Source organism: Cohnella fermenti (assembly GCF_004801405.1).
Lineage (GTDB): Bacteria > Bacillota > Bacilli > Paenibacillales > Paenibacillaceae > Cohnella > Cohnella fermenti.
On record NZ_SSOB01000022.1, the window covers coordinates 1 to 22,381 of the forward strand.

At 62.0% G+C, this 22,381-nt stretch carries 15 protein-coding genes and 2 pseudogenes; 3 read left to right on the plus strand and 14 right to left on the minus strand.

Annotated features, from left to right (window positions below; translation table 11 throughout):
- The 12 genes and pseudogenes from E6C55_RS17480 to E6C55_RS17535 all read right to left on the minus strand — a co-directional run.
- A pseudogene (locus E6C55_RS17480) lies at positions 1 to 3,516 on the minus strand (hypothetical protein); the annotation flags it as partial.
- A gap of 20 nt (positions 3,517 to 3,536) precedes the next feature.
- The gene (locus E6C55_RS17485; protein WP_136371105.1) at positions 3,537 to 3,980 is read right to left on the minus strand and encodes a phage tail protein; all 444 of its coding nucleotides are present in this window, start codon (positions 3,978 to 3,980) and stop codon (positions 3,537 to 3,539) included.
- A gap of 7 nt (positions 3,981 to 3,987) precedes the next feature.
- Entirely contained in the window at positions 3,988 to 4,179 is a 192-nt protein-coding gene (locus tag E6C55_RS17490) for a DUF6760 family protein (RefSeq protein WP_136371106.1), read from the minus strand.
- Positions 4,180 to 4,181: 2 nt separating this feature from the next.
- Positions 4,182 to 4,559 (minus strand): phage tail assembly protein, encoded by a 378-nt coding sequence (locus E6C55_RS17495; RefSeq protein ID WP_136371107.1) that lies wholly within the window; start codon positions 4,557 to 4,559, stop codon positions 4,182 to 4,184.
- A gap of 809 nt (positions 4,560 to 5,368) precedes the next feature.
- Positions 5,369 to 5,806: a phage tail protein gene (locus E6C55_RS17500; RefSeq protein WP_136371108.1), complete on the minus strand. Its 438-nt coding sequence runs from the start codon at positions 5,804 to 5,806 to the stop codon at positions 5,369 to 5,371.
- A gap of 171 nt (positions 5,807 to 5,977) precedes the next feature.
- Positions 5,978 to 7,663, minus strand: coding sequence for a phage tail sheath family protein (locus E6C55_RS17505; RefSeq protein ID WP_136371109.1), 1,686 nt, complete (start codon positions 7,661 to 7,663; stop codon positions 5,978 to 5,980).
- Between the two features lie 126 nt (positions 7,664 to 7,789).
- Positions 7,790 to 8,365 (minus strand): DUF4255 domain-containing protein, encoded by a 576-nt coding sequence (locus E6C55_RS17510; RefSeq protein ID WP_136371200.1) that lies wholly within the window; start codon positions 8,363 to 8,365, stop codon positions 7,790 to 7,792.
- A complete protein-coding gene (locus tag E6C55_RS17515; RefSeq protein WP_230986729.1) occupies positions 8,362 to 10,665 on the minus strand; it encodes an AAA family ATPase in 2,304 nt (767 codons plus the stop codon). Before E6C55_RS17515 ends, E6C55_RS17510 begins: the two co-directional genes overlap by 4 nt.
- A 147-nt stretch (positions 10,666 to 10,812) precedes the next feature.
- Positions 10,813 to 12,165, minus strand: a complete 1,353-nt coding sequence (locus tag E6C55_RS17520; RefSeq protein ID WP_136371110.1) for a PP2C family protein-serine/threonine phosphatase — start codon at positions 12,163 to 12,165, stop codon at positions 10,813 to 10,815.
- 19 nt (positions 12,166 to 12,184) lie between these two features.
- Positions 12,185 to 12,520, minus strand: coding sequence for an STAS domain-containing protein (locus E6C55_RS17525; RefSeq protein ID WP_136371111.1), 336 nt, complete (start codon positions 12,518 to 12,520; stop codon positions 12,185 to 12,187).
- Entirely contained in the window at positions 12,504 to 12,977 is a 474-nt protein-coding gene (locus tag E6C55_RS17530; protein ID WP_136371112.1) for an ATP-binding protein, read from the minus strand. Before E6C55_RS17530 ends, E6C55_RS17525 begins: the two co-directional genes overlap by 17 nt.
- A gap of 28 nt (positions 12,978 to 13,005) precedes the next feature.
- A complete protein-coding gene (locus E6C55_RS17535; RefSeq protein WP_136371113.1) occupies positions 13,006 to 16,029 on the minus strand; it encodes a cyclic nucleotide-binding domain-containing protein in 3,024 nt (1,007 codons plus the stop codon).
- Positions 16,030 to 16,195: 166 nt separating this feature from the next.
- Between E6C55_RS17535 and E6C55_RS17540 the strand changes: the two genes are divergently transcribed.
- Both E6C55_RS17540 and E6C55_RS17545 read left to right on the plus strand, forming a co-directional pair.
- Entirely contained in the window at positions 16,196 to 18,997 is a 2,802-nt protein-coding gene (locus E6C55_RS17540; protein WP_136371114.1) for a hypothetical protein, read from the plus strand.
- Positions 18,998 to 19,298: 301 nt separating this feature from the next.
- A complete protein-coding gene (locus E6C55_RS17545; protein WP_136371115.1) occupies positions 19,299 to 20,261 on the plus strand; it encodes a type III secretion system chaperone family protein in 963 nt (320 codons plus the stop codon).
- 157 nt (positions 20,262 to 20,418) lie between these two features.
- Here the strand turns inward: E6C55_RS17545 and E6C55_RS17550 are convergent, their stop codons facing one another.
- Positions 20,419 to 20,952 (minus strand): hypothetical protein, encoded by a 534-nt coding sequence (locus E6C55_RS17550; protein ID WP_136371116.1) that lies wholly within the window; start codon positions 20,950 to 20,952, stop codon positions 20,419 to 20,421.
- Between the two features lie 213 nt (positions 20,953 to 21,165).
- Here E6C55_RS17550 and E6C55_RS34730 point away from each other — a divergent pair.
- Positions 21,166 to 21,312, plus strand: a pseudogene (locus E6C55_RS34730) (GNAT family N-acetyltransferase); the annotation flags it as partial.
- Positions 21,313 to 21,567: 255 nt separating this feature from the next.
- Here the strand turns inward: E6C55_RS34730 and E6C55_RS17555 are convergent.
- Complete coding sequence (locus E6C55_RS17555) at positions 21,568 to 22,356, minus strand: glycoside hydrolase family 16 protein (protein WP_136371117.1); 789 nt, start codon at positions 22,354 to 22,356, stop codon at positions 21,568 to 21,570.
- Positions 22,357 to 22,381: the final 25 nt, after the last annotated feature.

Genomic DNA, 22,381 nt, shown 5'->3' on the forward strand with positions numbered 1-22,381 from the left:
GTTCGCGCCGCGAGCGCCGGGCGCGGCTTGGGCGTGCGGCGCGGTGCCGGGGCTCGCGGACGCGGGCGCTTGCGCCGCGATCAGCGGCGGCTGTGCGTGGCCGCGGGCCGAGCGGCCAGCGAACGAAGTTGCGTCTGCGATGGAGGCCGAGCGCATCCGGCGCTGAGCGACCTGCAGGCCGAGCGGAGGCAGAGCCGAGTGGCGCGAGGTTTGCGCTTGTTGTGCAACAGGCACAGTGGCAGCTCCTCCCGGATGCCTGCCATCCCCCCGCGTGTCTCTCGCGGGCGCGGCCGCGGCGGCGGCCCGCTCCGCTTGCGCAGCAGCGGCTTGGCGGCGCTGCGGTTCGAGGCGAGCGCTCGCCCGCGCCGGGTGGCTCAGCGGCACACGAGGCGCCGCCGAACGTGCCGCCGGGTCTGCGCCGCGAGGCGAGCTCGCCGGAGCCGCAGGCCGTCGTCGGACGGCGGTCGCGGCCGGCTCGATGGCCGTCCGGCGCGATACCATCGCCTGCGCAGGAATTGCACCCTGCGACGGCGAACGGGGCGCTTCGCCCGAAGCCTGGCGTCCAGGCGCAACATGCAGCGGCGTGCCTGCTTGGTCCCGGGCCGCGTCATGCGACGGCGAACGGTGCACAATCGGCGAGCCGGGCAGTGTGCCCGTCTGTGCGGCGTGGGGAGTTGCGCCGGTACCTTGCGCGGACGGCGAGCTTGCGTCTCCCGTCTGCGGAGCAGAGCGCGGTGCGCCCGGTCTAGGCGCCGCCCCGATCCTGGCCGCCAACTCGCGAATCGCGCCGCGTCGAAGCGGCGGCCCGCTCCGCAACATTGCGTAGCGCAGCGTGGCGCGCTGCTCCGTGAAGCGCTCCGGCGGCGTATTACCCGAAGCGGAGATGCCCGGGCGGCTTGCCGCGCCTTGCCCCTGCGACGGACGAACCGTCGCCGTCTGCCGTGGAGCGGCTGCGTCCCGTTCCCGGCCGCTTGTCGCCGCAGATCCCGTTCGGCCGTCGCCGCGGTCGCTTGCCGGGTCGGCTGCCGACACATGCCGAAGCTCCACGCCCGATGCGCCCGCACCGGCACTCGCCGTTGCATGGCCGGTCGAGCTTGCTTCCGCTTCATAGACCGTGCGGCCGCTATCGGCGGATCTGCCCGGCTCCCCCGGTCTTGCAGCATTTCCCGATCCGTTAGCGCTCGCCGCGTTGCCGTCATTGCTTGCGTTCCTGTCGGATGCGGGCATCACGCTCTCCGTCCCGCTGCGAGCCGTCTGCGACTCTTCCGAGCCGAAGGCGGCAATCGCTTCCCGGTCAGCGACGCGAACCCTGCCAACCTGCCGATGCTCCTGCCTTGCCGCCCCTGTCCCTTGCCGTGCGCCGGCGCCTTCCGCCGCCGTTCGGCCGGAACTCCCGATCAGCGGCGCCCGATCGGCGACGGGAGCGACACCCAATCCCGTTCTCGCGATGCTGCGCAGCACCGTCTGACCGAACGGCGTACTGGCCCTCGGCTGACGGACAACGGCAACCGCAGTCGCGGAACGTGCGTTGCCGCCTTCCTCGCGGGCGGCCGCTCGCGTCGTCTCCCGGTCGGCGCGAGCTTCGCGCCATTCGAGAGATCCGCGCGTTGCCGACTGCGAAGCAACCGACTGTGCAGCTGCCAGTTGCGCGCCGTGCCGCTGCTCGATCTGCTCGCGAAGACGGCGGGCGTACCGGAGCTGGCCGATCGCCCGCCCGAGCAAATAATCCTCTTGACGCGGCCTGGCCAGAACCATAAAGGCCTCCCCGCGATCTTCCCTTGCCGGGCGCAGGCGTCCTGCCTGCCTAACGCTCGGCAATCGCGCGGAATCCTCCGCTTGAAGCGGCAGCTCGTCCGCCCGCGTCCTCCGCCCCGGCCTCGCCTGGGGAACCGCTGCGCCAGGGACGCGTTCCTCCCCGCTCGCTCCTCGCTTCATCTCGGCGGCGCGGTCCATCTCGCGGATCAGCGAAGTGCTCTGCCCCGGCATGCGAACCACGCTCGCCGCGAGCGGCAGAAGCTGCCGCAGCACCGCCTGCGCCGGGTGCCAAGCGGCAGCTCCGCCGCCGTTGGACTGGCGAGCCGCGAGACGATCGCCATCGGCGGGGCGCACGGAGTTCGCCGCAGACCAACTCGCGCTTCCGCTGCCTCTTGCCCTATCACTCGCTCCATCTCTCGCTCGCTCGCTGCCGCTTCCGGCTGCGGCGACGCCGAGCCATTCGCGCAACTGCTCTACCGCAGCCCCCGTCCTCCGAAAACCCTGGGCCAAAGAAGGAGTCGTCCGATGAACGATACCGAGCCCCTGCCATGATCTATATTCAGGAAGAGCCATCCGCTCGTAAGCGGGCTGGTCTCTCCAAGCTTGATTGCGAATCCAATGGGTAACTTGCCGAAGCGCGCTCGCCATCTCCACCCGCGCGGCGAAACCCTTCGCGAGCGTTCTCGGCGCGAACGCCTCGATATAATCGACGTGCAGCGGACTCATGCGATCTGACATCGCCCCGCCGCCGTTCGCCTCTCTTGCGACTGGTCCCGAAACTCCGAGATCGATAGTCTCGATCCGGCGTACAAGCCGCTCCAGCCGCGCAACCTCTTGCGGCCTTGCTTGCCGTTCTCTCGCTTCCCGTTCCAGAACCTGCTCGACTCTCTCCTCCGCAGTCCGTCCCTCATTCGGGTCCGTCGGCTTCGGCGAGCCGTTCGCATTCCGGATATCGCGCTGTTGTCCGCGACGCTGTTCCGTCTCTTGCTCGGTGCGGCTCTCCAGACGCCGTTCGATCTGATGCTCGATCGTTCGTTCGACGTTTCGTTCCACTTGTCGTTCGATCCGACTTTCTATCTGTCTTTCTATTTGTCTTTCTACTTGTCTTTCTATTTCTATTTCTCTTTCTGTCTGTCTCTCGTTCCGTCGTTCGATCTGCGTTTCGATCTGCTTTTCTAATTGCTTTTCTATTTGCTTCTCGATCTGTCTTTCGCTTGGCCGCTCGATTTTCCGCTCGGCCTGCCCGTTCGCGGCCGGTTCCGCCGACTTCTCCGTGCGATGCTGAAGCGGCTCCTCCGGCTTCCGGGCAGCTTCCCCGCTCGGCATCGCTCGATGGCGATCCTGTCCCGCTTGCCCAGCTTGCCCCATTTGCCCGGATACCGCGTTCCCGCGAATCTCCTTGGCCTCGCGAACGCCTCTGCTTGCCGGAGTTCGATCCGTCGCCGGCAAGCCCAACGGCTGCTCGGCTCTCGCGGCAATCTCGCGAATCTCCCGCAGAATCTGGCGTTCCGTCGTTCGACTCTCCGCCCGCACCTGCTGCTCGATCGTGTTTTTCACATTTAAATTGACCATCTTAAGCATCGAGCGAATGTGCTTAAGATGCACATCAACGTGCAGAGACACCTCGGAAGAAGCGCCTGCAGGCGATCCCTCGCGATGGACCATCAAGCCCCTCGGACTGGAGGATTGCCCGACCAGCCATCCGTACTTGCCTATCAAGCTATTGGCGAACTTCGCATCGGACAGCCGAATCGATCGCATCGGCGATTCCTCCTCTCCTGCTATCTGGCCTTGAAGCCGTTATGCGTAAGCTCGATCGCCTCGACCGCGATCTCGCTGCTCGACGCGTTCAGGTCCGGCCCGGACCACCTCGTCGGATACGCATCATAGAAATTCCAGCGACGGAACTCCTGGTCCTTCTCGTTGTATAGAATAATCGAGCCGCTCTTGCGCTCGATAGTGCCCATCATCACGTCGGAATACCAGTTCCACAGCTCGTTCGTCATCGTCATGCCGCGCTTCAGCACGAGAGGCTGGAGCTTGACTCGTCCCGGCAGCCGGTGCGTGTACTGGTTCAGCCCGCCCTCGGCCACTTCCTCGAACTCGACCTCCGATTCCAGCCCCGTTACCTCGGAGAAGCCGGCAACCAGCATCCCGTCCAGTTCCACCATGAAGCGGTAGGCTCCGACAACGTAAGCGCGGGACGAATCCGATTTATTCGCCACTAGCCGATCACCTCTTCTTGAACACGTCGAACGGATTGTTCTTGTCCGTCTCGTCGTTCATCTTGCGATTGATCCTGGAGATCTCCTCGCACCACTTGCGCCGCTCCTTGTGCTCCATGTTCATGATCTCGTCATGCGTCCAATGGAAGTAGTAAGCGATGAATCCCGCCTCTTCGTAGAGACGTCCTTCCGGATACAAGCTTAAGCCCCTTCCATCTCGGACAAAAAAGAAACGTCCACCTCATGCTCATGCTCGCACTTCGGACAGATCGCCTTCACCGTAAGCCGCTCCGTCTCGTTGATCTCGCGGTACAGATTCTGCAGGTACGCAAGGTCCGCGGTAAAAAGCCGCTCGATCGTCTTCGTGTCGACCGCCCGCAGATCGCCCAGCTTCGTCACAACGCGAGCGAGCAGGATGATCGTCAGATAGCCCGGATTCTGCTGCACCCGCTGGTCGCGCATCGGCAGAATCTCGTCGGCCGCCGTCGCCAGCCGCATCGTGCCCCTGCGGTGCAAGTTGCCATTCTCGTCCACATACCCTCTCGGCAGCTCGAATTCGTATTCCGTCTTAAAAGACATAATGCTCCTCCTCGAATGTCCATGTTCCTTATGCGTCCCTTATGCGCCCCATCGTTCCGCCCGCCCCACACAACGAATCGGCGGTTTCCGCGACTTTTATGCGATTTTTCACATTCATCCGCGCCACCGAGCCGGATTCCCGCGACTTTTATGCGATTTTTCACATTCATCCGCGCCACCGAGCCGGATTCCCGCGACTTTTATGCGATTTTTCACATTCATCCGCGTCACCGAGGCCGTTTCCGCGACTTTTATGCGATTTTTCACATTCATCCGCGTTCCCGAGGCGATTCCCGCGACTTTTATGCGATTTTTCACATTCATCGCACGTTCCCGAGGCCGTTTCCGCGACTTTTATGCGATTTTTCACATTCATTCGCGTTCCCGAGGCGATTCCGGCGACTTTTATGCGATTTTTCACATTCATCCGCGTCACCGAGGCCGTTTCCGCGACTTTTATGCGATTTTTCGCATTCATCGCACGTTCCCGAGGCCGTTTCCGCGACTTTTATGCGATTTTTCACATTCATCCGCGTTCCCGAGGCCGTTTCCTCGACTTTTATGCGATTTTTCGCATTCATCCGCGCCACCGAGCCGGATTCCCGCAACTTTTATGCGATTTTTCGCATAAAAACCGCTCCGACGCTTCCCCGCAGACGAATGCCGTCCGCCCTTGCTCCGCACACTCGCCGCGCCGGCCTCAAGGGACCCTCGGGTCCCTCCGGCATTGCTACCATTTTCCACATCGGGAGCGAATAATGACTAAGGAACAACACAAAAAACTGTTGTTCCTCAGCCTCAAGCACCTCTTATTGGGTTCTCAGCATGCCTTCGTGCGCGAGCTCCAGCAGCTCGATCGCCACTTCGGAAGCCGTTGCGTTGAAGTCGGGCGCCGTATACTTCGTCGGCCAAGCTTCGATGACCTGCCAGGTGGCGACGTCTTCGCCTTCCTCGTCGATCGCGATGATCGTGACCGTCTTGCGCTCGATGACGCCTTCGACGATGCACTCCTGAATCCATTCGAACAGGTCCATGGATTCGGTTGCGCCCCACTTCAGGCTGATGTTGCCGTACTTCGCCAGGCCGGGCAGCTTGCGCGGCGTGATGACGTCCGTGCCTTCGCGATACTCGATAACGTCGAGCGACGCGTCGAAGCCGGACACTTCGCTGAAGCCGGCTTGCTCAATGCCTTCCACCTCTACACGGAATCGAAACTTGCGATAGGGATCGTTGCGTTCGCCTGCCATCTTCTATTCGTCCTCTCCTGTCTTTAATAGGTTATAAGCATTGCTAGGCTGCCGGGCGGACCTGCCGGACGAGCCGAGCCGGGTCGCTCCGCGAAGCTCCCCGCTCCGAAGAGCCTTGCGGCGCTCCAGCTCCCGGTCCCTCTCCCGTCATATCCGTCCGTTATCCCGCTCTTATTGCTCGTTCGTCTTCTGCGTAATCCGGAAGATAACGAATTCGGCCGGCTTAACCGGCGCGATGCCGACTACGCAGATGAGGCGTCCGTTGTCGATGTCGTCCTGCGTCATCGTGTTGGAGCTGATGTCGATGAAGAACGCTTCCGAAGGAGAGGAGCCCTGCAGTGCGCCGCCGCGCCATACGCGGGTCAGGAAGGCGTCGATCGTACGTTGCACGCGAGCCCACAGACGCTCGTCGTTCGGCTCGAAGACGACCCAGTTCGTGCCGGCCTTGATCGACTCTTCGACGAAGATGAACAGACGGCGGATGTTGATGTACTTCCACAGCGCGTTGGACGAAGTCGTGCGCGCGCCCCAGATGCGGATGCCCTGGCCGGAGAAGCTTCTGATTAGGTTGACGCCCTTCGGGTTAAGTACATCTTGTTCGCCCTTGTTGTACTGGACGTCGAGGCCCGTTACGCCGCGAAGAACTTCGTTGGCCGGAGCCTTCTCCACGCCGCGCGTGCTGTCGCTGCGAGCGTAGACGCCTGCAACCGAGCCGGACGGAGGAACGAAGATGTTGCGCTTCTCGAGCGGATCGAACACTTGAAGCCAAGGGTTGTACATAGCGGCATAACTCGAGTCGAAAATATCGCGGTGAGACAGCACGTCCGGAATCTTCGTCTTGTCGCGCGGAATGTCGAGGATGGCGAAGCGGCTGCCGAGGTTCTCGCAATGAGCGACCAGCGACAGTTGCACGACCGGATCGGTAACGCCCGGCACGGACATGATGCTTACTTGGTCGTTATCGACGAACGCCTGGATGCCGGTGCGCTTGCCCGGACCGTTGTCTTCCCCGACATAGTCGGAAGCGCTGAGGCCGCCTTGCGAGCCGTCGGAACCGCCGAACAGGGCGATCGCATACTTGCTTCCTTCGGAGAACAGAACTGCGATGCTGGCGTCGCCGGCAGCGACGATCGACACGAGCGCCGAGCGGGAAGTCGCCTTGTCCACGTAGTTGGCCGCAGCCGCGTTGAACGAGCAGTTCTCGTACGTCTCGGACTCGTCGCCGTAGATGACGTGAACCGTGAATTCGGAGGTGGAGAGAACCTTGACCGCAAGCAGGCCGTTGTCCACGACGTCGTCGCCGAGCGAAGCGGACAGCTCGATCACGTTGTCCTTGACGAGAACGACCGATGCGGACACCTTCTCGTCTCCGTTCACGAACGTAACGGAGTCGCCTTCGTTGAAGCCTGCCGCGTTCTTGACGCGATACTTGCCGTCGCCGAGGTCTTCGAAGATTTGCGTCTTCGCCTTGCTTGATGGAACCAAGAGCAATTCGACCGAATTGCCCCATGCGCCGGGGTTCTTCGCCGTTACGGTGAGCAGCTCGCCGGAGCTTGCCGCAGGAGCCGCGTCCGAAGGAGCAACGCGCATGATGTAAGCGCGGGCGCCGCCGTTAACGAAGAATTGCTCGACGGCATACGCCAGGAACCGGTAGGAGCCGAATTGGTTGTCCGACAGGTACCCGCCATAGTTCTTCTTGAAGTCGTTCATGCTCGTGACGAGCACTGGCAACCCTTCTACCGGACCGCGTTCTGCGAGTCCGATAAATCCGGCCGTACTCGTGCTTACGCCGGAGAGAGGCTGTCCCGCGCTGTCGAATTCCTCCACGTAGACGCCAGGTGAGAGATATTCCGCCATTTTGATTCCCGATCTTCCATACAGCCTCATTAACGATGATTGCGGCTGCCGAGACCGGTTCCTCCTTTCGGGGTTTGAAATATGCAAGACCGTTCCGCCTTGCGGGGTCGGTCGATGCGACGCTGGTTACGGCTTCTGGTGCAGCTTGACTTGGCGCTCGCGGACGCGAGCCGCCGTCTTCACACGATTCGAATCCAGGTAGACGGGTCCAACCCTATAGTTGAGAGAGAGCTTGTACGGCACGTCGGGGAACAAGCTGATCGCCGTGTCGAGAGGAATGTCCTCCTTGACGATCTTGAACGCTCCTTCCGTTCCGGCCAACGCCCCTACCAAATCAGCCCCTTTCAGCACGTTATGATCATGCAGCGTCTGCAGCGTCTTCCCGATAATCCGATGCTCGTCGATGGCCCTGGTCAACACGTCGGCCGCGGAATGCGCGGTAATCAGATAAGACAGGTCGAGAGCGACGGGCGGATACCGAAGCTCGCCCCCCTCGTCGACGAGATCGCTGCTGCGGTAATCCGGATTCTCCATGATCTGATATAAATAAAGACTAAGGTTCATGTCTCCCTTATCGTGCGGATGGGCGAGCCCGACCCCGTCGATGTGCGCGATCAGCTCCGGAACGAGAGCTTCCCTCAGCACCTTGACGAGGGACAATCCGACGTCGGAGATGACGCTGTAATCGGCCGTCGTCCTCACCCCTTCCAATAGTTGGCGTACGCTCCCAAGCGATCCCTCAGCAGCACCTTGCCCGTCTTTTTGTACTCTTGAACGACGCCTTCGATGATCTGCTTCATGGACACCGGGACTCCCTCGCTTGCCGCCAGGAACGCCGCCGTCACGACAACGTTCTTGATCGGACCTCCCGAGAGCTCGAACGCCTGCGCGAGGAAGGGGAAGTCGATGTCTCCCTGGACGGGCAGCTTCTTGGGGAAAACAGATCTCCACAACTGTTCGCGCTGGACGGCGTCGGGGAACGGGTACTTGACGATAAACGGAATCCGCCGGGTGAACGCGTCGTCGAGGTTCTGCGAGAAGTTCGAGGCCAGAATCGTCAGGCCGTCGTACTCTTCCATCTTCTGGAGCAGATAGGACGTCTCCATGTTCGCGTACTTGTCATGGGCGTCCTTCACCTCCGAGCGCTTGCCGAACAGGGCGTCCGCCTCGTCGAAGAACAGGATCGCTCCGCTCAGCCTCGCCTGATCGAAAATCTCGCTCAGGTTCTTCTCCGTCTCGCCGACATACTTGCTGACGACCCGGGAGAGGTCGACGCGGTACAGCTCCGCGTTCATCTCCCGCGCCATGACCATGGCCGACATCGTCTTGCCGGTGCCGGGCGGGCCGGTGAACAGCATGCTCGTCCCCTTGCCGTACGGCAGCTTGCTCTCGAAGCCCCACTCGTGGAGCACGGTATGGCGGTAATGAACCCGGTCGCAGGCGCGGCGCAGCAACTGCACCGTATCCGGAGGAAGCACGAGATCGTCCCAGCCGAACTTCGGCTCGAGCTTCGTCGCCTTCTCCCGCAGCCGATGCTGGATCAGCCGGTATGCCGTCTGATAGAGCAGTTGCGGCTCGGAGGCGGCCCCTCCAGGGTGCGAAGCGCCCGCCTGGTCCCGCTTGTCCGCTTGGCCCGGATCGACCGTTTGGCCCGTCCCGTCTGCGGTTCGCCGCCAATCGGCGGTCTTGCGCATCTCTTCGATCACGGCTTCGATCTGGCCCGGAGTGAGCAGGAACCGCCCCGCAAGCGCCTCCGCATCCTCCGGGGGAAGGCGGAGCGTTCCCTCGGCCATGTCCGCCCACAATCGCCGGCGCTCCCCGATGTCGGGCATGTCCAGCGCGAGGGGCACAACAACCATCGAGGACGAGGGCGGAAGCTTAACCTTCGTCTCTTCCTCCGCGAACAGGAACAGCAGCCCGCGCCAAGCGTCCAGCCGTTCGAGCAGCCGCTCCAGCCGGCGATCCTCCGACCGGCGGTCGCCGGAGCTCCCTTCGGAAGCCGGACGCTCCAGAACGTTTATCCGGTCGAACGCCGGAACGGCAGCCCGCAGCTTCGCCTCCAGCAGCAGCCGATCGACCGCCTCCAGGAACGGCCCCTCCTCCGCGGGAGCGTCCCGCAGGTCCCATTCCAGCAGCGGCTTGCCGATCGCCTCGCAGGCTTGTCCGGCCAGGAACGTCTTGCCGCTCCCCGGCGGCCCGTGAACCATAATCGCCGAAGCGGCGGCCGGACTCGTCCCCCGCTTCGCGAACTCGATCACGCGGCTGCGCAGCTCCCCGTTCAGAAGCGGCGCCGCCGGCCTCTCCTCGGCATTGGAAGAGATCCGATGGAGCCGTATGCGCGCCAGCGCTCCCCGCTCCGCCCAGTCCAGGCCGAGCAGCTCGTGAACGATCCGCTTGCGCAGCCGGACCTCTCCGGCCAGGAGGGACGAGGCCGGATCGTCCTCCGAAGGCGTCTTCGCAACGAGAAGCTCCGCAAGAGGCGAGCTCGGCTCCGTCAGCAGCGCAAGGAGGCGCCGGCGCTCGCTTGCATCGTCCGCGCAAGTTCGCAGCAATAAATCTATCGATAGGAACGGACTGCTGTAGTCCTCCTGCAGATAGCGGTACAGCTTGTCGTAGCGTCGGCTGACATGGGGAGCGGCCGTCGCGAGCAGGCAACGGAAGCCAAGCTCGCCCAGGCCGAAGGCATCCCGCAAGCGAATGAGAGGCGGCTGCGCCAAGCCTTGTCCGGCCGTCTCGGCCAGCCTTGCGGCAAGCCGCGCATCCAGTTCCTTCAGCCGCTCCTCCTGATCGCAGGCGTACACTCCCTCTTCTTCGGGCTCGTCTGCCAGCGAACGGATGTCGGAGGCGGTCAGGAACAGGCCGGGAAGCTCGTTCAAGGGCAGCTCCGCGGGCGGTGCCGCATTCATGCGCAGCGCCTCCATCTCGAGGCGTATCTCCCATCGCCGCAGTTCGTCGGTCAAGTGTTCCAGCGGGTCGGCGTACGGCCCAAGCGAGTCTGTCAATGCCGTCACTCCTCGAACACGGGCCGTTCATGAACACGTATTCTAAAATCTATGTAAAAAATGGCTTTCTACCTACATAATCACATGTAATCGGACAAATATCAACTAGAACTGATGAATTTCGCTAGGATTTAGGCCTCAACTCCTTTATTCGACAATATTCACGACCATGATCGCGATATCGTCCGATTGCGGGTGGCCTCCGGCGAACCCCGAGGCGGCCTCGAGCATCGCTTGCGCGACCGCCTCCGGCGCCCGATCCGAGGAGGCTGCGAGCGCCTCGCGCAGCCGGTTCATCGAGAACCATTCGCCGCGGCTGTTCTCCGCCTCGGTGATGCCGTCGGTGTACAACACCAGCGACTCCCCGGGCGCAAGCGTCGCTTGCCGAGCCTCGTATTCCTCGTCCCCGAAGATGCCGATCGGCAGCCCCTTGGCGGTGTCAAGCTCCCGCACGCCGCCTTCCGACACGACCAGCGGCGTGCAATGCCCGCCGTCGCAATAGCTCAGCTCTCCGGTCCGCGTGTCCAGAATGGCGAGGAAGATCGTCGCGAACATCGTCGAGTCCTCCGTGCTTACCTCGCGGTTGATCTCCATCAGAATGTCGGCCGGGCTCGGCGCCGCCTTCGCCTTGGCGCGAATCCAGATCATGAGGCCGGACATGAACAGGGCGGCGGGCATCCCCTTGTCGGACACGTCGCCCAGGCAGAGGAGCAGCTTCCCTTCCTCCAGCTCCATGAAGTGGAAGAAGTCGCCGCCCACCTCCCGCGCCGGAATGAGGCGGGCATGGAGCTCCGCTCTGCCGGATCGGCAGAATTGTCCAGGCAGGAAGCTCATCTGGATATCCCTGGCGATCTTCATCTCGCTCTCCATGCGCTCCTTGGCCGCGGTCGTCACCCGCAGCTCCTCCATCGACTTCACGAGCGCTTCGTAGAGCAGCATGTTCTCCAGGGCGATCGCCGCCGGCGAGGAGATCAGCTCGAGCAGCCGCAGGTCGCGCTTGTCGAACGGCCTGCTGCCCTTCCTATTGATGACCTGCAGCACCCCGAGCGTCTTGTCGCCGGAGACGACCGGCACGCACAGCATGTTGCGGGTCGGAATCTTGGTCCGGACCGCCACCCGGTTCGACCAGCGCGGATCGTTCGCCGCGTCGGCGATGAGGACGGACTGCCCGGAGCCCGCGACCCAGCCGGCAATTCCTTCTCCCGGCTTCAGCCGGACTTCCTTCACCTCGTCCGTCTTGTCCCCGGTCGCCACCTCGAAGTAGAGCTCCCCGGTCTTCTGGTCGACGAGGATGACCGACGAGCCTTCGGCCTGGAGCTCCCGCGAGGCGGTCTCCATAATAATCTCGAGCAGTTCCTTCCGCTTGATCGTGGAATTCAGCCTAAGGCCGATCTCGAACAGCCGGGTCGTCCGCCGCTCCTGTCTGCTCACGATCCGCAGCCTTGCGAGCGACCCGAGCAGAAGCGCCGCCAGTCCTCCTATTGCAATTCCGCCTATCATCCGAATGCCCCCAGCCCGCTCAGGATACGAACGCCAGCGCTTCCGCGCTCGTCCCGAACAGCGAGAAGATCGTCGAGAAGCCGGAGATCCGGAAGATCTCGCTCACGTTGTCGTTCAGGCCGTACAAAGCCAGCCTGCCTCCCGCCGCCTTCGTCTTCTTGACGGCCAGCAGCATGACGCGAAGCCCCGCGCTGCTGATGTAATCCAGCTCCGTCAGATCGAATACGAACCGGGAGCAGCCGCTGCCCGCCAGTTCCAGGAACTGCGCCTCGAGCTGCTGCATGGTCGTCCCGTCCAACCGCCCGCCGATTCGGATGATCCGAACCTCGCCTTGCTTTTCAATGGTTACATCCATCGTTCGCCTCTCCCTGCTCTGCACGCCGACAAGCCTTGATGTGCATCGTGAATTCGTTGCGGCCGTCCGCTCTGCGATACGAGCAGCCGTCCATCTTGTTCTTGATCAAGTAGATGCCGAGCCCCCCGACCTGGCGCTCCTCGGCGCCCAGCCCCACGTCCGGGTCTTGCCGCTCCAAGGGATTGAAGGCGCCTGCGCCGTCGCGGAACACAAGCGCAACCCGGTCCTCGTCGTCCAGCGCAAGCTCGACCTCGACGGGCGGGGCGTGGCCCGGCTGGATGCCGGCCTCCTCGAAGCCGTGAACGACGATGTTCGTGAACCATTCCTCGCAGACAAGCAGCAGGTCCATCCGTTGGCTGTCCGCCAGCCGATTGCCTTCGCAGAACCCGTCGATCACCCTGCTCAGCTTCGCCCACTCCGACATCAAGGGCACGAGTCTCGTCTTCGCTTGCCGCATGGCCTTCTCCTCCTATCGGATTTGCCCGTTAGCCGAGCTTAAGCACCATATCCTCCATCAGCCGCAGCCGATTGCCGATCGAGCGCAGCAGCCCGACGCCGACGTCCGGATACAAGCGCACAAGCTTCGCCGTCTCCTGGCCCTCGATCTCGAGGACGCGCGCTTCGTCGAAGATGACTTGCGCCGACACGTGGGACGGCCGATCGTCGAACAGCCCCGCTTCGCCCAGCGTCTGGTGCGCGCCGATAATGCCGATCGTCCCCTCCGAGCCGTCGTCGCTCTTCCCGCCGATCTCGACGTGCCCCTCGACGACGACGAACATCGACGAGGCCCGCTCTCCTTGCTTCACGAGGTACTCTCCCTCCCCGTAGACTCGTTCGTGCGCAATGCTCGCGATTCTCCCCAATTCCTCGATCGAGATGTCCTGGAACAGCGGGATCTGCTTGAGGAAAACAATCTTGTCGAGCGTGCTCAGGTACTCCCAGTTGTTCGTCAATATGCTCGCTCCTTCCGCTGCACCGGATTTGATGGCGATCGCCTGCAGCCAGGGATCGGTTAACGCGTCGAACGGATCTTCGGACGACTCGGGCGCGGCGTCGGCCGCGCGAGCCGTCATCGTCGCCGAATCCGTCGCATTCTGATAGTAGGACAGCAGCGCGGCCGCCAGCTTGGCATTGCCAAGCCCTTCGGACAGAATCTCGAGGCCGTTGTCCCGGGTCTCTTCGTCCTTGCCTTCAAGCGCCCGTCTAAGCTGCGGAATCGAACGCTCGTCCCCGAACCGGAGCATGACGGTCCACACCGTGTCCAGCAGAATTCGGGCCAGCTCGTCGCTCCGCATCCGGGCGAGCGCCGTCCATTCCTCCTGCCCCATGTCGCGGATGCGGGCCACGACGGCGTGGTTCGCGCCGAGCTCCCGCAGCTTCTGGACGCAGGAAGGCACGATCGTCTCGTGAACGTCCTGCTCCGTGCCCAGCGCCATGATGGCGTCGACCGCGGCCTTCCACACCTCGTCGTGGTGCGAGACGAGCAGCCGGTGATAGACCGGCAGGCCGGCTTCCCCGATGTCGACGAACGCCCGCTCGATAGCCGAACGAAGCTCGAGATCGGCCCCGATGAGCAGCTCGGCCAGATTCGTCGCCGTCTCCCCGTCCCCGATCCGACCGAGCGTCCGCACCGCGGTATGCCGCAGGAACGGGATCGGATCGAGCAGAATCATCATGACGTCGAAGTAGAAGTCCGTCAGCTTGCGATCGCCGATGATCTCGCAGGCGAGCACCGTCGAGGCGCTCCGTTCGCCGAGCCACTCCTTCAGCTCTCTCGTCAGCTCGCCCGACGGCGGCATGATCCGCAGCGCCTCCGCCTGAACGAGCCGGCTCCCGTCGTATCTCGCCTGCCGAATCCGCCGTTCGCGGTCCCCGGCCAAGCCGGCGGAGACGAACAGCCGGCGGAAGACGACCGCTCTCACGTCTTCGTCCGGGTCCTTCAGGAAGGGCTCCAGCCGCTCGAACCGGACCGCATTCCAACTGGCCGTCGAGATTGCGCCGAGCGCTTCCGCCCTCCCCCGCTGCCCGCGCTTCTCCGCGTATTGAAGCAGCCCTTCGGTCGCGGCCGGGTCGGGATGGCCGGCGAACAGCTCGATCGTGAGCAGCCGCACGGTCTCGCTCTGGTGGCGAAGCTGCTCGAGCAGCGTCTTCTTGATCCGGTCGTTCTTCATCGATTCGACGAACTCGCTCATGAAGTCCTTGACGGACGACGCCCCGATCTGAATGTAGCGGACCAGTTCCTTGATATAGAGGTGGCGATCCGCCCAGGCGAGGGCGAGCAGCACCGCAGACATGCCGAGGCCGACGAGCGCCTGCCACGTCAGGGACATGCCGAGGCCGTGCAGCAGCGACGCCCCCGACCCGATCAGCACGCCGGCCGACGCCGCAACCCCCTGCGCAATATAGCGAATCCCGTCTCTCGTTCTCATAGGCAGCATTTTGAAGAAAAACTGGTAGCTCGGTTCCGCAAAATAATAGAGAAGCAAGTAACAGAGACAGTAGCCGAACGAGGCGGCGAACAGCGCGTATTCGCTGCCGATCAGCAGGCTGACCAGGGCGAAGCTGCCGAGGAACAGAGCCGCGATCGCGAAGACGGTGTTGCTCGCACCGAGCCAATCGATGAGCCGGGCCGCGAACAGTTGCAGCAGGAACGCCGCGCAGAACAGCACGATAACCATAAGCCCGTAGAACGAGGCCAGCTCCGCTTCGTCGGTGTAGACCGCCTGGGCCGAGGTGAAGTACTGGTATTCGATGAGAAAATAAACCGCCGGCATCAGCGTCATGATGCCGATAACGGTCATCAGGAACGGGGACCGCAGCGCTTGCTTCAGATAATAGATGGTGGAGAGCTTCTCTTCCTGCTCTTCTTCCGCCTGTCCCTTGAGGGTAAGCGGAATGAGGTACAGCTTGATCGCCCGGAGGAAATTCGGCAGCCCGGCGAGCAGCAGTCCTGCCGCCAGCAGGTAGAGCAGCTCCGGCCCGATCAGCGGGGCGAGCAGATTGGAGAAGACGCCGGCCGCGACGCCGCCCAGAATGGCGGACAGCACGAACACGGGCATGACGCGCTTCGCCTGCTGCGTCGGGCACAGGTCGAAGGCCGCGCTCCACATGAGCAGCGTCTGCTGCCGGATGACGAAGTTCGAGCAGAGGAACAGAATGACATAGAACCCGAGCCAGCTCAGATCGAGCGCCCGGTAGACGAGCAGAACGGCGCCGTTGACGAGGCCGAGCGCGATGAAGAAGGCGTACATCGAGACCATGAACCGCGGCTTGGACAGCCTCTGCGAGAGAGCCGAGAACGCCCAGCCCTCGAGCGGCATCAAGAGCGCTTCCGTCAGATACATATAGGGAAGGTACGATGTGCCGACACGACTGTTGAAGAGAGCCATGAACGACGTGTAATTGATCATCTCGGACATCCCCGCCAGGAAAAAAACGGTGCCCATGATCCACACCTTGCGACGATCCTCGTACCGAAGATTGAATAACGCCTGGAGCTTCGCTAACACGTGCGCTTCCACCTTATCCGCCAAATCATGACTTGTGTAGTTCCATCATACTACAAAACGCGGGCGATATTCGATCAAGTTCCTATTTTTCCTATCAAATTCGAGCGCAATCGGTTCTTCCTCATGTATAATGGATTCCATATATGGATACCGGGGAGGTAACGCCGTGTTCGCCGGCATGTTCAAGAGGGGAAGCTCGAAGACTCCGCAATCCAATCAACAGCAGGTACAGGCTCCGGTCACGCCGGTCAGGCAGCCGTCGCAGCAACAGCAGCAGCAACCGCTTCAAGCGACGAAATCTCCGGAGGAACAGCGCAAGGAAGACCTGGCCGCGGCCAGGGACCAGCAATTGCCGCTGATTGCCTCCCAGCTCTATCAATCGTTGCGGGCCGGAGCCAACCAGCAGGCCGAACAATACCTCCTTACGAGCAAGGAAGCGCTCGCCCTGCGCGATTCGGTCATGCAAGCGGCGACCGCCAAGGTGGAGGCGAACATCGACTCCGATGGAACCGCAACGGCGGAAGAGAAGGCGGATGCGAAGAAGTACGCGAAGGAGAACGTGGAGAAGGCGCGCATCGTCGAACAGTCGCTGAAGAAGCTCTCGCTCGACACGGTCAGCGGCGTCGTCGACATCGCTAACCGGCAGATGCTTCAGGACAAGGCGAAGGAAGGCTACGATTCCGTCGCGCCGAAGATGAAGACGGCGCTGGAGAAGCAGAAGGCCGAGGCCCAGAAGCAGGCGATCAAGACCGGCCAGAGCGCGATGGAGAGCAAGCTGTCCGAGTTGACGACGCAGATCAAGACCGGCCTCGCGCAACGCATCAAGGCGGACGCTTCGTTCCTGAACGGCAGCATCGACGTTCAGGACACCGGCAAGAGCGAGGTCGAGCAGCGGCATGCCCTGAACGACACGCTCGTCGCCGATAGCGTAATCGACACGCTGTACACGAACAAGCTGTTCGACCCGATCAAGCTGGCCGTCGTCATGAAGCTCGGCTATGAGCGCGGCTTCTTCAGCACGACGTCCGACGAGACGAAGGCGTTCGTCAAGAAGCTGGCGACCGCGGCGAACGACCAGGCGAGAGCGGACATCGACAGCCAGTTGGACACGGATACGAATACGTCGGGCAAGTCCGAGCTCGGCAAGAAATACTACGGCATGCTCGCGAAGGTTCAGGCGCAATCGCTCTCCAAGGGCTCGGTCAACACGGTCGTCGAGAACAAAGCTATCGAGATCGCGAAGCAGGTGCTTCCCGAAGCCGGAACGAAGGGCGCGCTCAAGACGGCGGCGCAATCGTCCGCTTACGAGGTGGCGAGAGCGAATTCCGGCGACGCGGAGAAGATCGCCGCCGCCGCGAAGAAGGGCGCGCAGATCAAGGCGATCGAGCTGCTGAAGGCGAAGCAGACGGAAGCGGTCGCCGCTGCGCGGGCGATTACGAAGGGCAAGAAGGACGACAAGGGCGTTACGGTCGCTCCGGCGGACACGGTCAAGCAAGGCGAGATGGCTCAAGGAGTCAAGGACCAGGTGAAGACCGACGAGATCGGGAAGAAGTCGATCAAGCAGGCCATCGAGTCGGATACGCTGAACGGCGGCTTCGCCAAGGTCGGCAAGGTCATCGATCTGGCCGTGCCGAACGTCGGCGATTCCAGCTCGTTCGACTTCGAGCTGAAGATCCCGGTCGACCAGACGGGCAGCGTGTACGTACTGTTCGGCCTTGCTGCGGAGGCGGAGCGCGAGCAAGCCGACGGCGGCAAGACGGACCTGACGGTGAACGCCCAGATCACATTCGGCGCCGGCTTCCAGACGTGGGGACTCGACGCCAACTTCCGGGCGGGCTTGTTCATGGAGAGCCAGGCGAAGGATTCCGTCGGCGTCATGAAGCTGCTCTCCTACGGCATGTACCGGGAGATGCGCAACATCGCGCCGCGAGCCGCGGAATTCTTCTGGGGCGAAGGCGGCAAGTCCGGCATGTCGAAGACCGACGAGTCCGAGCTGTGGGCGGCGATGGTCGAGCAGACGCATATGAAGGAAGGCAACTATGTCGACGTCGGCCTCATGACCAAGCTGCAGGGCGACATCAATGCCGGCGTCGCCAAGATGGGCGGCGAGCTCGGCTACAAGCGGCTGCACCATTACGATCAGGAGACGATCGAGGATCGCGTCAAGGATCACAATACCGCCAAGGGCATCGCGAGCCCGGTCGGCAAGACCGGCTTCGGGGATAACACCGACATCGACAAGCTCGGCGAGAAGGCAAGCGCTCTCGGCTTCAAGGCGAACAAGCACGTGTGGGAGGCGGGCGCCACGGCCGAGGTCAAGCTCGGCGGTACAAGCGTCGGCTTCGGCCTTGAGGGCTCGCTCGCCTTCGTGAACGGAAGATTGCGGAACCTGGAGATCTCCGCCAAGGGCTCCATTCCGTTCGCTTACGGCGAGGATGTGTCCGAATGGGCCAAGATCGCTTCCAAGTGGGTCACGCCGATCGTCGGCGGAGCCAAGAACGTCGCCGGTCTGCTGCAGAGCAAGATGCGCACCGACCAGGAGGGCGTCAAGAAGGGCATCGGCGGCGCGCTTGACACGGGCTCCGACATCATGTTCACGCTCCCGCAGTTCGACTCCGTCGGCAAAGGCCTCGTGGAGAAGATCCAGGGCGACGAGACGATCAACGACACCGTGCGCGGCTGGCTGACGGGCAACCCGACGACGAGCGCCACGGAGCAGGTCAACAAGATTCTGCTGTCCAGCACGCTCGATCTGTCGCTCGGCTTCGAGAAGGAATGGAAGAAGGACGGAACGCCGAAGGAATGGGAGATCGCGCTCGAAGCCGCCGAGACGAAGACGTTCGAGATCGACGCGGAGATCGTCAAGGTGTCCGTCGAGAAGTCGAAGAGCCTCGGCAAGCTGGGCTTCGGCACGAACGAGCAAGGCGAGCTGGAGTTCAAGGGCGCGTTCCTCGGCTTCGAGACGTAATAGGCGGGGTTGCGGCTGGAATGCGGCTTGGTTGCGGGATCGAGCCTTCGTTGCGGTGAATGAATGTGATTTCTCACATTCATTCGCGGCGCTGAAGGCCATTTGGCTGATTTTATGCGAAATTTCATATAAATGACGGCCGTCCCTCGGCTTAATCGGCCTATAAATGTGAAAAACCGCATAAAAACGTTAATTTCGGCGATATCTGATAGTGTGTATGTGAAAAATCGCATAAAAACTGGCGCTGTCGTGTTATTTCCAATTATACGGCGCTTCGAATAGACAAGGAGACCTGCCTGCTATGGCGATTCAGCATTCTACCATCAAGACGAGCTTGCCCGTTCGGTTCCTCGCGTTGGACGGCAGCGAGCTGCGCGCCGTCCTGAACCGGATCGAGCTGCGGTACGACGATGCCGCACCCGGCGACCCGATCGGCTCCTGCGAGCTGCTGCTCGAAGTCGACGAGGCGGCGCGCCGGGCGATTGCAGAGAACGAGTGGTTCCATCTCTTCCGCGGCGTCCGGCTGAGCGAGGCTTCGTTCGACCCGGAGCATCCCGCTCGGATGACCGTCTCTCTGCGCCCTGCCCTTCTTCGCCGCCTCGCCGCCCAAGGCTTGGACGCAGAAGGCGTGCTCGACGCCTTTATTCCGTCGAATGGCGCAGCGCCCCTCTCCGCCTTGCTCCAGCAGACGGAGAGCTGGCTGGCGCTCGAACTGAAGCAGGAAGTCGCGCTGCCTTCGGAGCTTCAAGACGAAGGCGCGTTGTCCGCAAGCCTTCGCACAAGTTGGCGCGATGCGCTGGGCGGCGAAGGGGGACAACTCTCCCCTCATTCATCCGACTCGGCTGCCGCCTCGTCTCTGTACGATCAGATGCTTCACTATCTCGAAGCCAAGGGGCTGACGGTGGAGCCCGTCAACGACTCGCTCATGAGGATGCGCTTCTATACGGAAGAAGCCGAGTGGGGCAGCGTCATCCAGGTGGACGAGGATGCGCGCCTGCTCGTCCTCTACTCCGTCTTCCCGACCGCCATTCCCGCTCCTCTTCGCGAAGAGACGGCACTGGCGTTCATCGGCGAGAATTACGGAAGCCTGCTCGGCAGCTACGAGATGGATACAAGCGACGGCGAGCTGCGTTACCGCACAACCGTCCCTGCCGACCGGGAACTGAACGTCAGCCTCGTCGCCGCGGCATTGTCCGACCACCTGAAGGTCATGAAGCACTTCGTGCCGATCGTCGCAAGCGTTATTGAAGAAAGCGGGCTGTGAAGCCCGTTTTTCTTATTCTCAGGAGAGTGGAATCTTCGTCAGGCTTGCTTCGATTGGCTCCATGAGAATGTCGACCCGGACAGCGGCTTATGGAGGCGAGACTGCGTCGGCCGGACTACAGGACAAGGTGGAGCGCCGCTCTTCCACCATAAACGGTCTAAACCGCTTGAGAGAAGCGGATCAGTCCGAGGATCGCGAACAGGAATAAGGAGGAGCCGGCCGCAATTCCGGTTATCGCACTGCTGGCAACCTGCATTCTCCGGGCGATGAACGGAGAGAACAGAGAAGCGGCGATGAGCAATCCGGACAGAACGTAGAGACCGGAATCCTGGAAGACGTCCTTAAGAGCGATAAAGTGAATGCCCACGATAAAGGCGATCCAAGGGGCGACGAAGTCATGGCGCTTGCGACGAATCCAGAAGTACGACCCGATGGCGCCGATAGCGAATTCGGCATAGAAGGCGATCAGATAGGCTCGGAAGGAATCCGAGTCGTTCAGGGCGCTGGCCCCGTCCCAATGAGTGACGCTAAGGTAGACTCCGATCAGGCAGACCAGCAATCCAAGCGAAGCGCCGATTCCAAGATAGATTCTCCAACTGGATCGCGGATTCTCTTGTGCCCATCCGAACCATGCCATGCTAAATAAGCCGAAGACGGAAGCGTACATCGCATAATCTCTTACGTAATCCATACGAGACCTCCACTTGTAAAAAGTAGAAATTACCCAACAACTACTTTTTACTATAACATGGAATGTTACGTTGCTCGCCTTCCATTCCGTATCGTATACTATCGATAATTTAATGACATGGGAATAATAGGTGGGACAACGTGGAGATTAAGATTATTGTCGACGATCTTCGAGGGCCTGAGGCGGCGGCGCTGCTGGAAGAACATCTGAGGGGCGCGGGCCATCCTGGCTCACATCATGGACGAGGCGCAGAGGCGTGGCTATTCTCGGGTAAGTCTCGAGACGGGCTCGCCCTATTCGTTCAAGCCGGCCGTTCGCTTATATGAGAGCTTCGGCTTCCAGCTATGCCGCCGCGTTGCCCAACCAGGTGCCGCTCTTTTTGTAAATGGGTGCCCTATCCCCTCTGATCAGTGCCCTAATTATTGGAGAATCCAGGGCCTGAACAGCAGGGATAAGGCACCCTTCTTTGGAATGGCAGCAAGTACGCATGAGGAATTACCATTTAAAGGAAAAATTCAATATTCCATGACCGAGATTGCTCGGGTTGCCTCACTAAACATTGCTTCACTAAACATTGCCGATCGCTGAAGTGTATTAAGGACGAGCGACAAGCCTTCAGTCCGCAAGCTCATACACCCGTATACTCGCCACCGTCATGACTCCGGGCAAAGCCGCCTCGTCCACCGGGACACGGTCGTACCAGCCGCCGACGGCGAGGTTGAGAAGCAGATAGAACGGCCGGTCGAACGGCGTCTCGCCCGGAGCCCAGCGGCTCTCCGCGTAGCAGATCTCGTCGACGAACCAGCGAATGGCGCCATCCTCCCATTCCAGCGCGTAGTCGCGGAACTCGCCGATCGTTCCGTGCGGCAGCTCGTAGACGTGCTCATCGGTCACCTTGTTCTCGATGTCCTTCCCGTAATGCAGCGTCCCGCCGATCTGCCGGGGCAGGCGCCCCCGCGCCTCCATCATGTCGATCTCTCCCGACGCGGGCCACGAGCCATACGCCGACTCCTGCGGCATCAGCCAGATCGCGGGCCACAGCCCTTGCCCGACCGGCAGCCGCGCGCGCACAACCAGCCGCCCGTAGCGGAAGAAGAACTTGTCCCGGGTATCGATCCGGGCCGACGTATAGGCGAAGCGCCTCCCGTCCGCCGCCGACTCCGCTTCGAGGCGTGCGCACAGGTTCAGGCCCTCCTCGTTCCAATACAGGTTGCCGGCCTTGTCTGTATAGAACTGCTCCTCCCCGTTGCCCCACCCGGGGCAGATCGGGTTGCCGTCGCCATCGAGCAGATCGTTGCCGATTCGTACATTCCAGTAGCTCAGACGATCACCGACGCAGTCGCGCCCGGCATACGCACTCCCTCCGCCGCCGGCGAAATCCTGTTCCCACACGAGCTTGCCCATCCTCTGCACTCTCCCTTCTTTTCCA

Coding starts and splice junctions, on each gene's coding strand:
- E6C55_RS17495 (WP_136371107.1), bottom strand. CDS start 4,559: ATGTCTTTTAAGACGGAATACGAATTCGAGCTGCCGAGAGGGTATGTG.
- E6C55_RS17500 (WP_136371108.1), bottom strand. CDS start 5,806: ATGGCAGGCGAACGCAACGATCCCTATCGCAAGTTTCGATTCCGTGTA.
- E6C55_RS17505 (WP_136371109.1), bottom strand. CDS start 7,663: ATGGCGGAATATCTCTCACCTGGCGTCTACGTGGAGGAATTCGACAGC.
- E6C55_RS17520 (WP_136371110.1), bottom strand. CDS start 12,165: ATGATAGGCGGAATTGCAATAGGAGGACTGGCGGCGCTTCTGCTCGGG.
- E6C55_RS17525 (WP_136371111.1), bottom strand. CDS start 12,520: ATGGATGTAACCATTGAAAAGCAAGGCGAGGTTCGGATCATCCGAATC.
- E6C55_RS17530 (WP_136371112.1), bottom strand. CDS start 12,977: ATGCGGCAAGCGAAGACGAGACTCGTGCCCTTGATGTCGGAGTGGGCG.
- E6C55_RS17545 (WP_136371115.1), top strand. CDS start 19,299: ATGGCGATTCAGCATTCTACCATCAAGACGAGCTTGCCCGTTCGGTTC.
- E6C55_RS17550 (WP_136371116.1), bottom strand. CDS start 20,952: ATGGATTACGTAAGAGATTATGCGATGTACGCTTCCGTCTTCGGCTTA.
- E6C55_RS17555 (WP_136371117.1), bottom strand. CDS start 22,356: ATGGGCAAGCTCGTGTGGGAACAGGATTTCGCCGGCGGCGGAGGGAGT.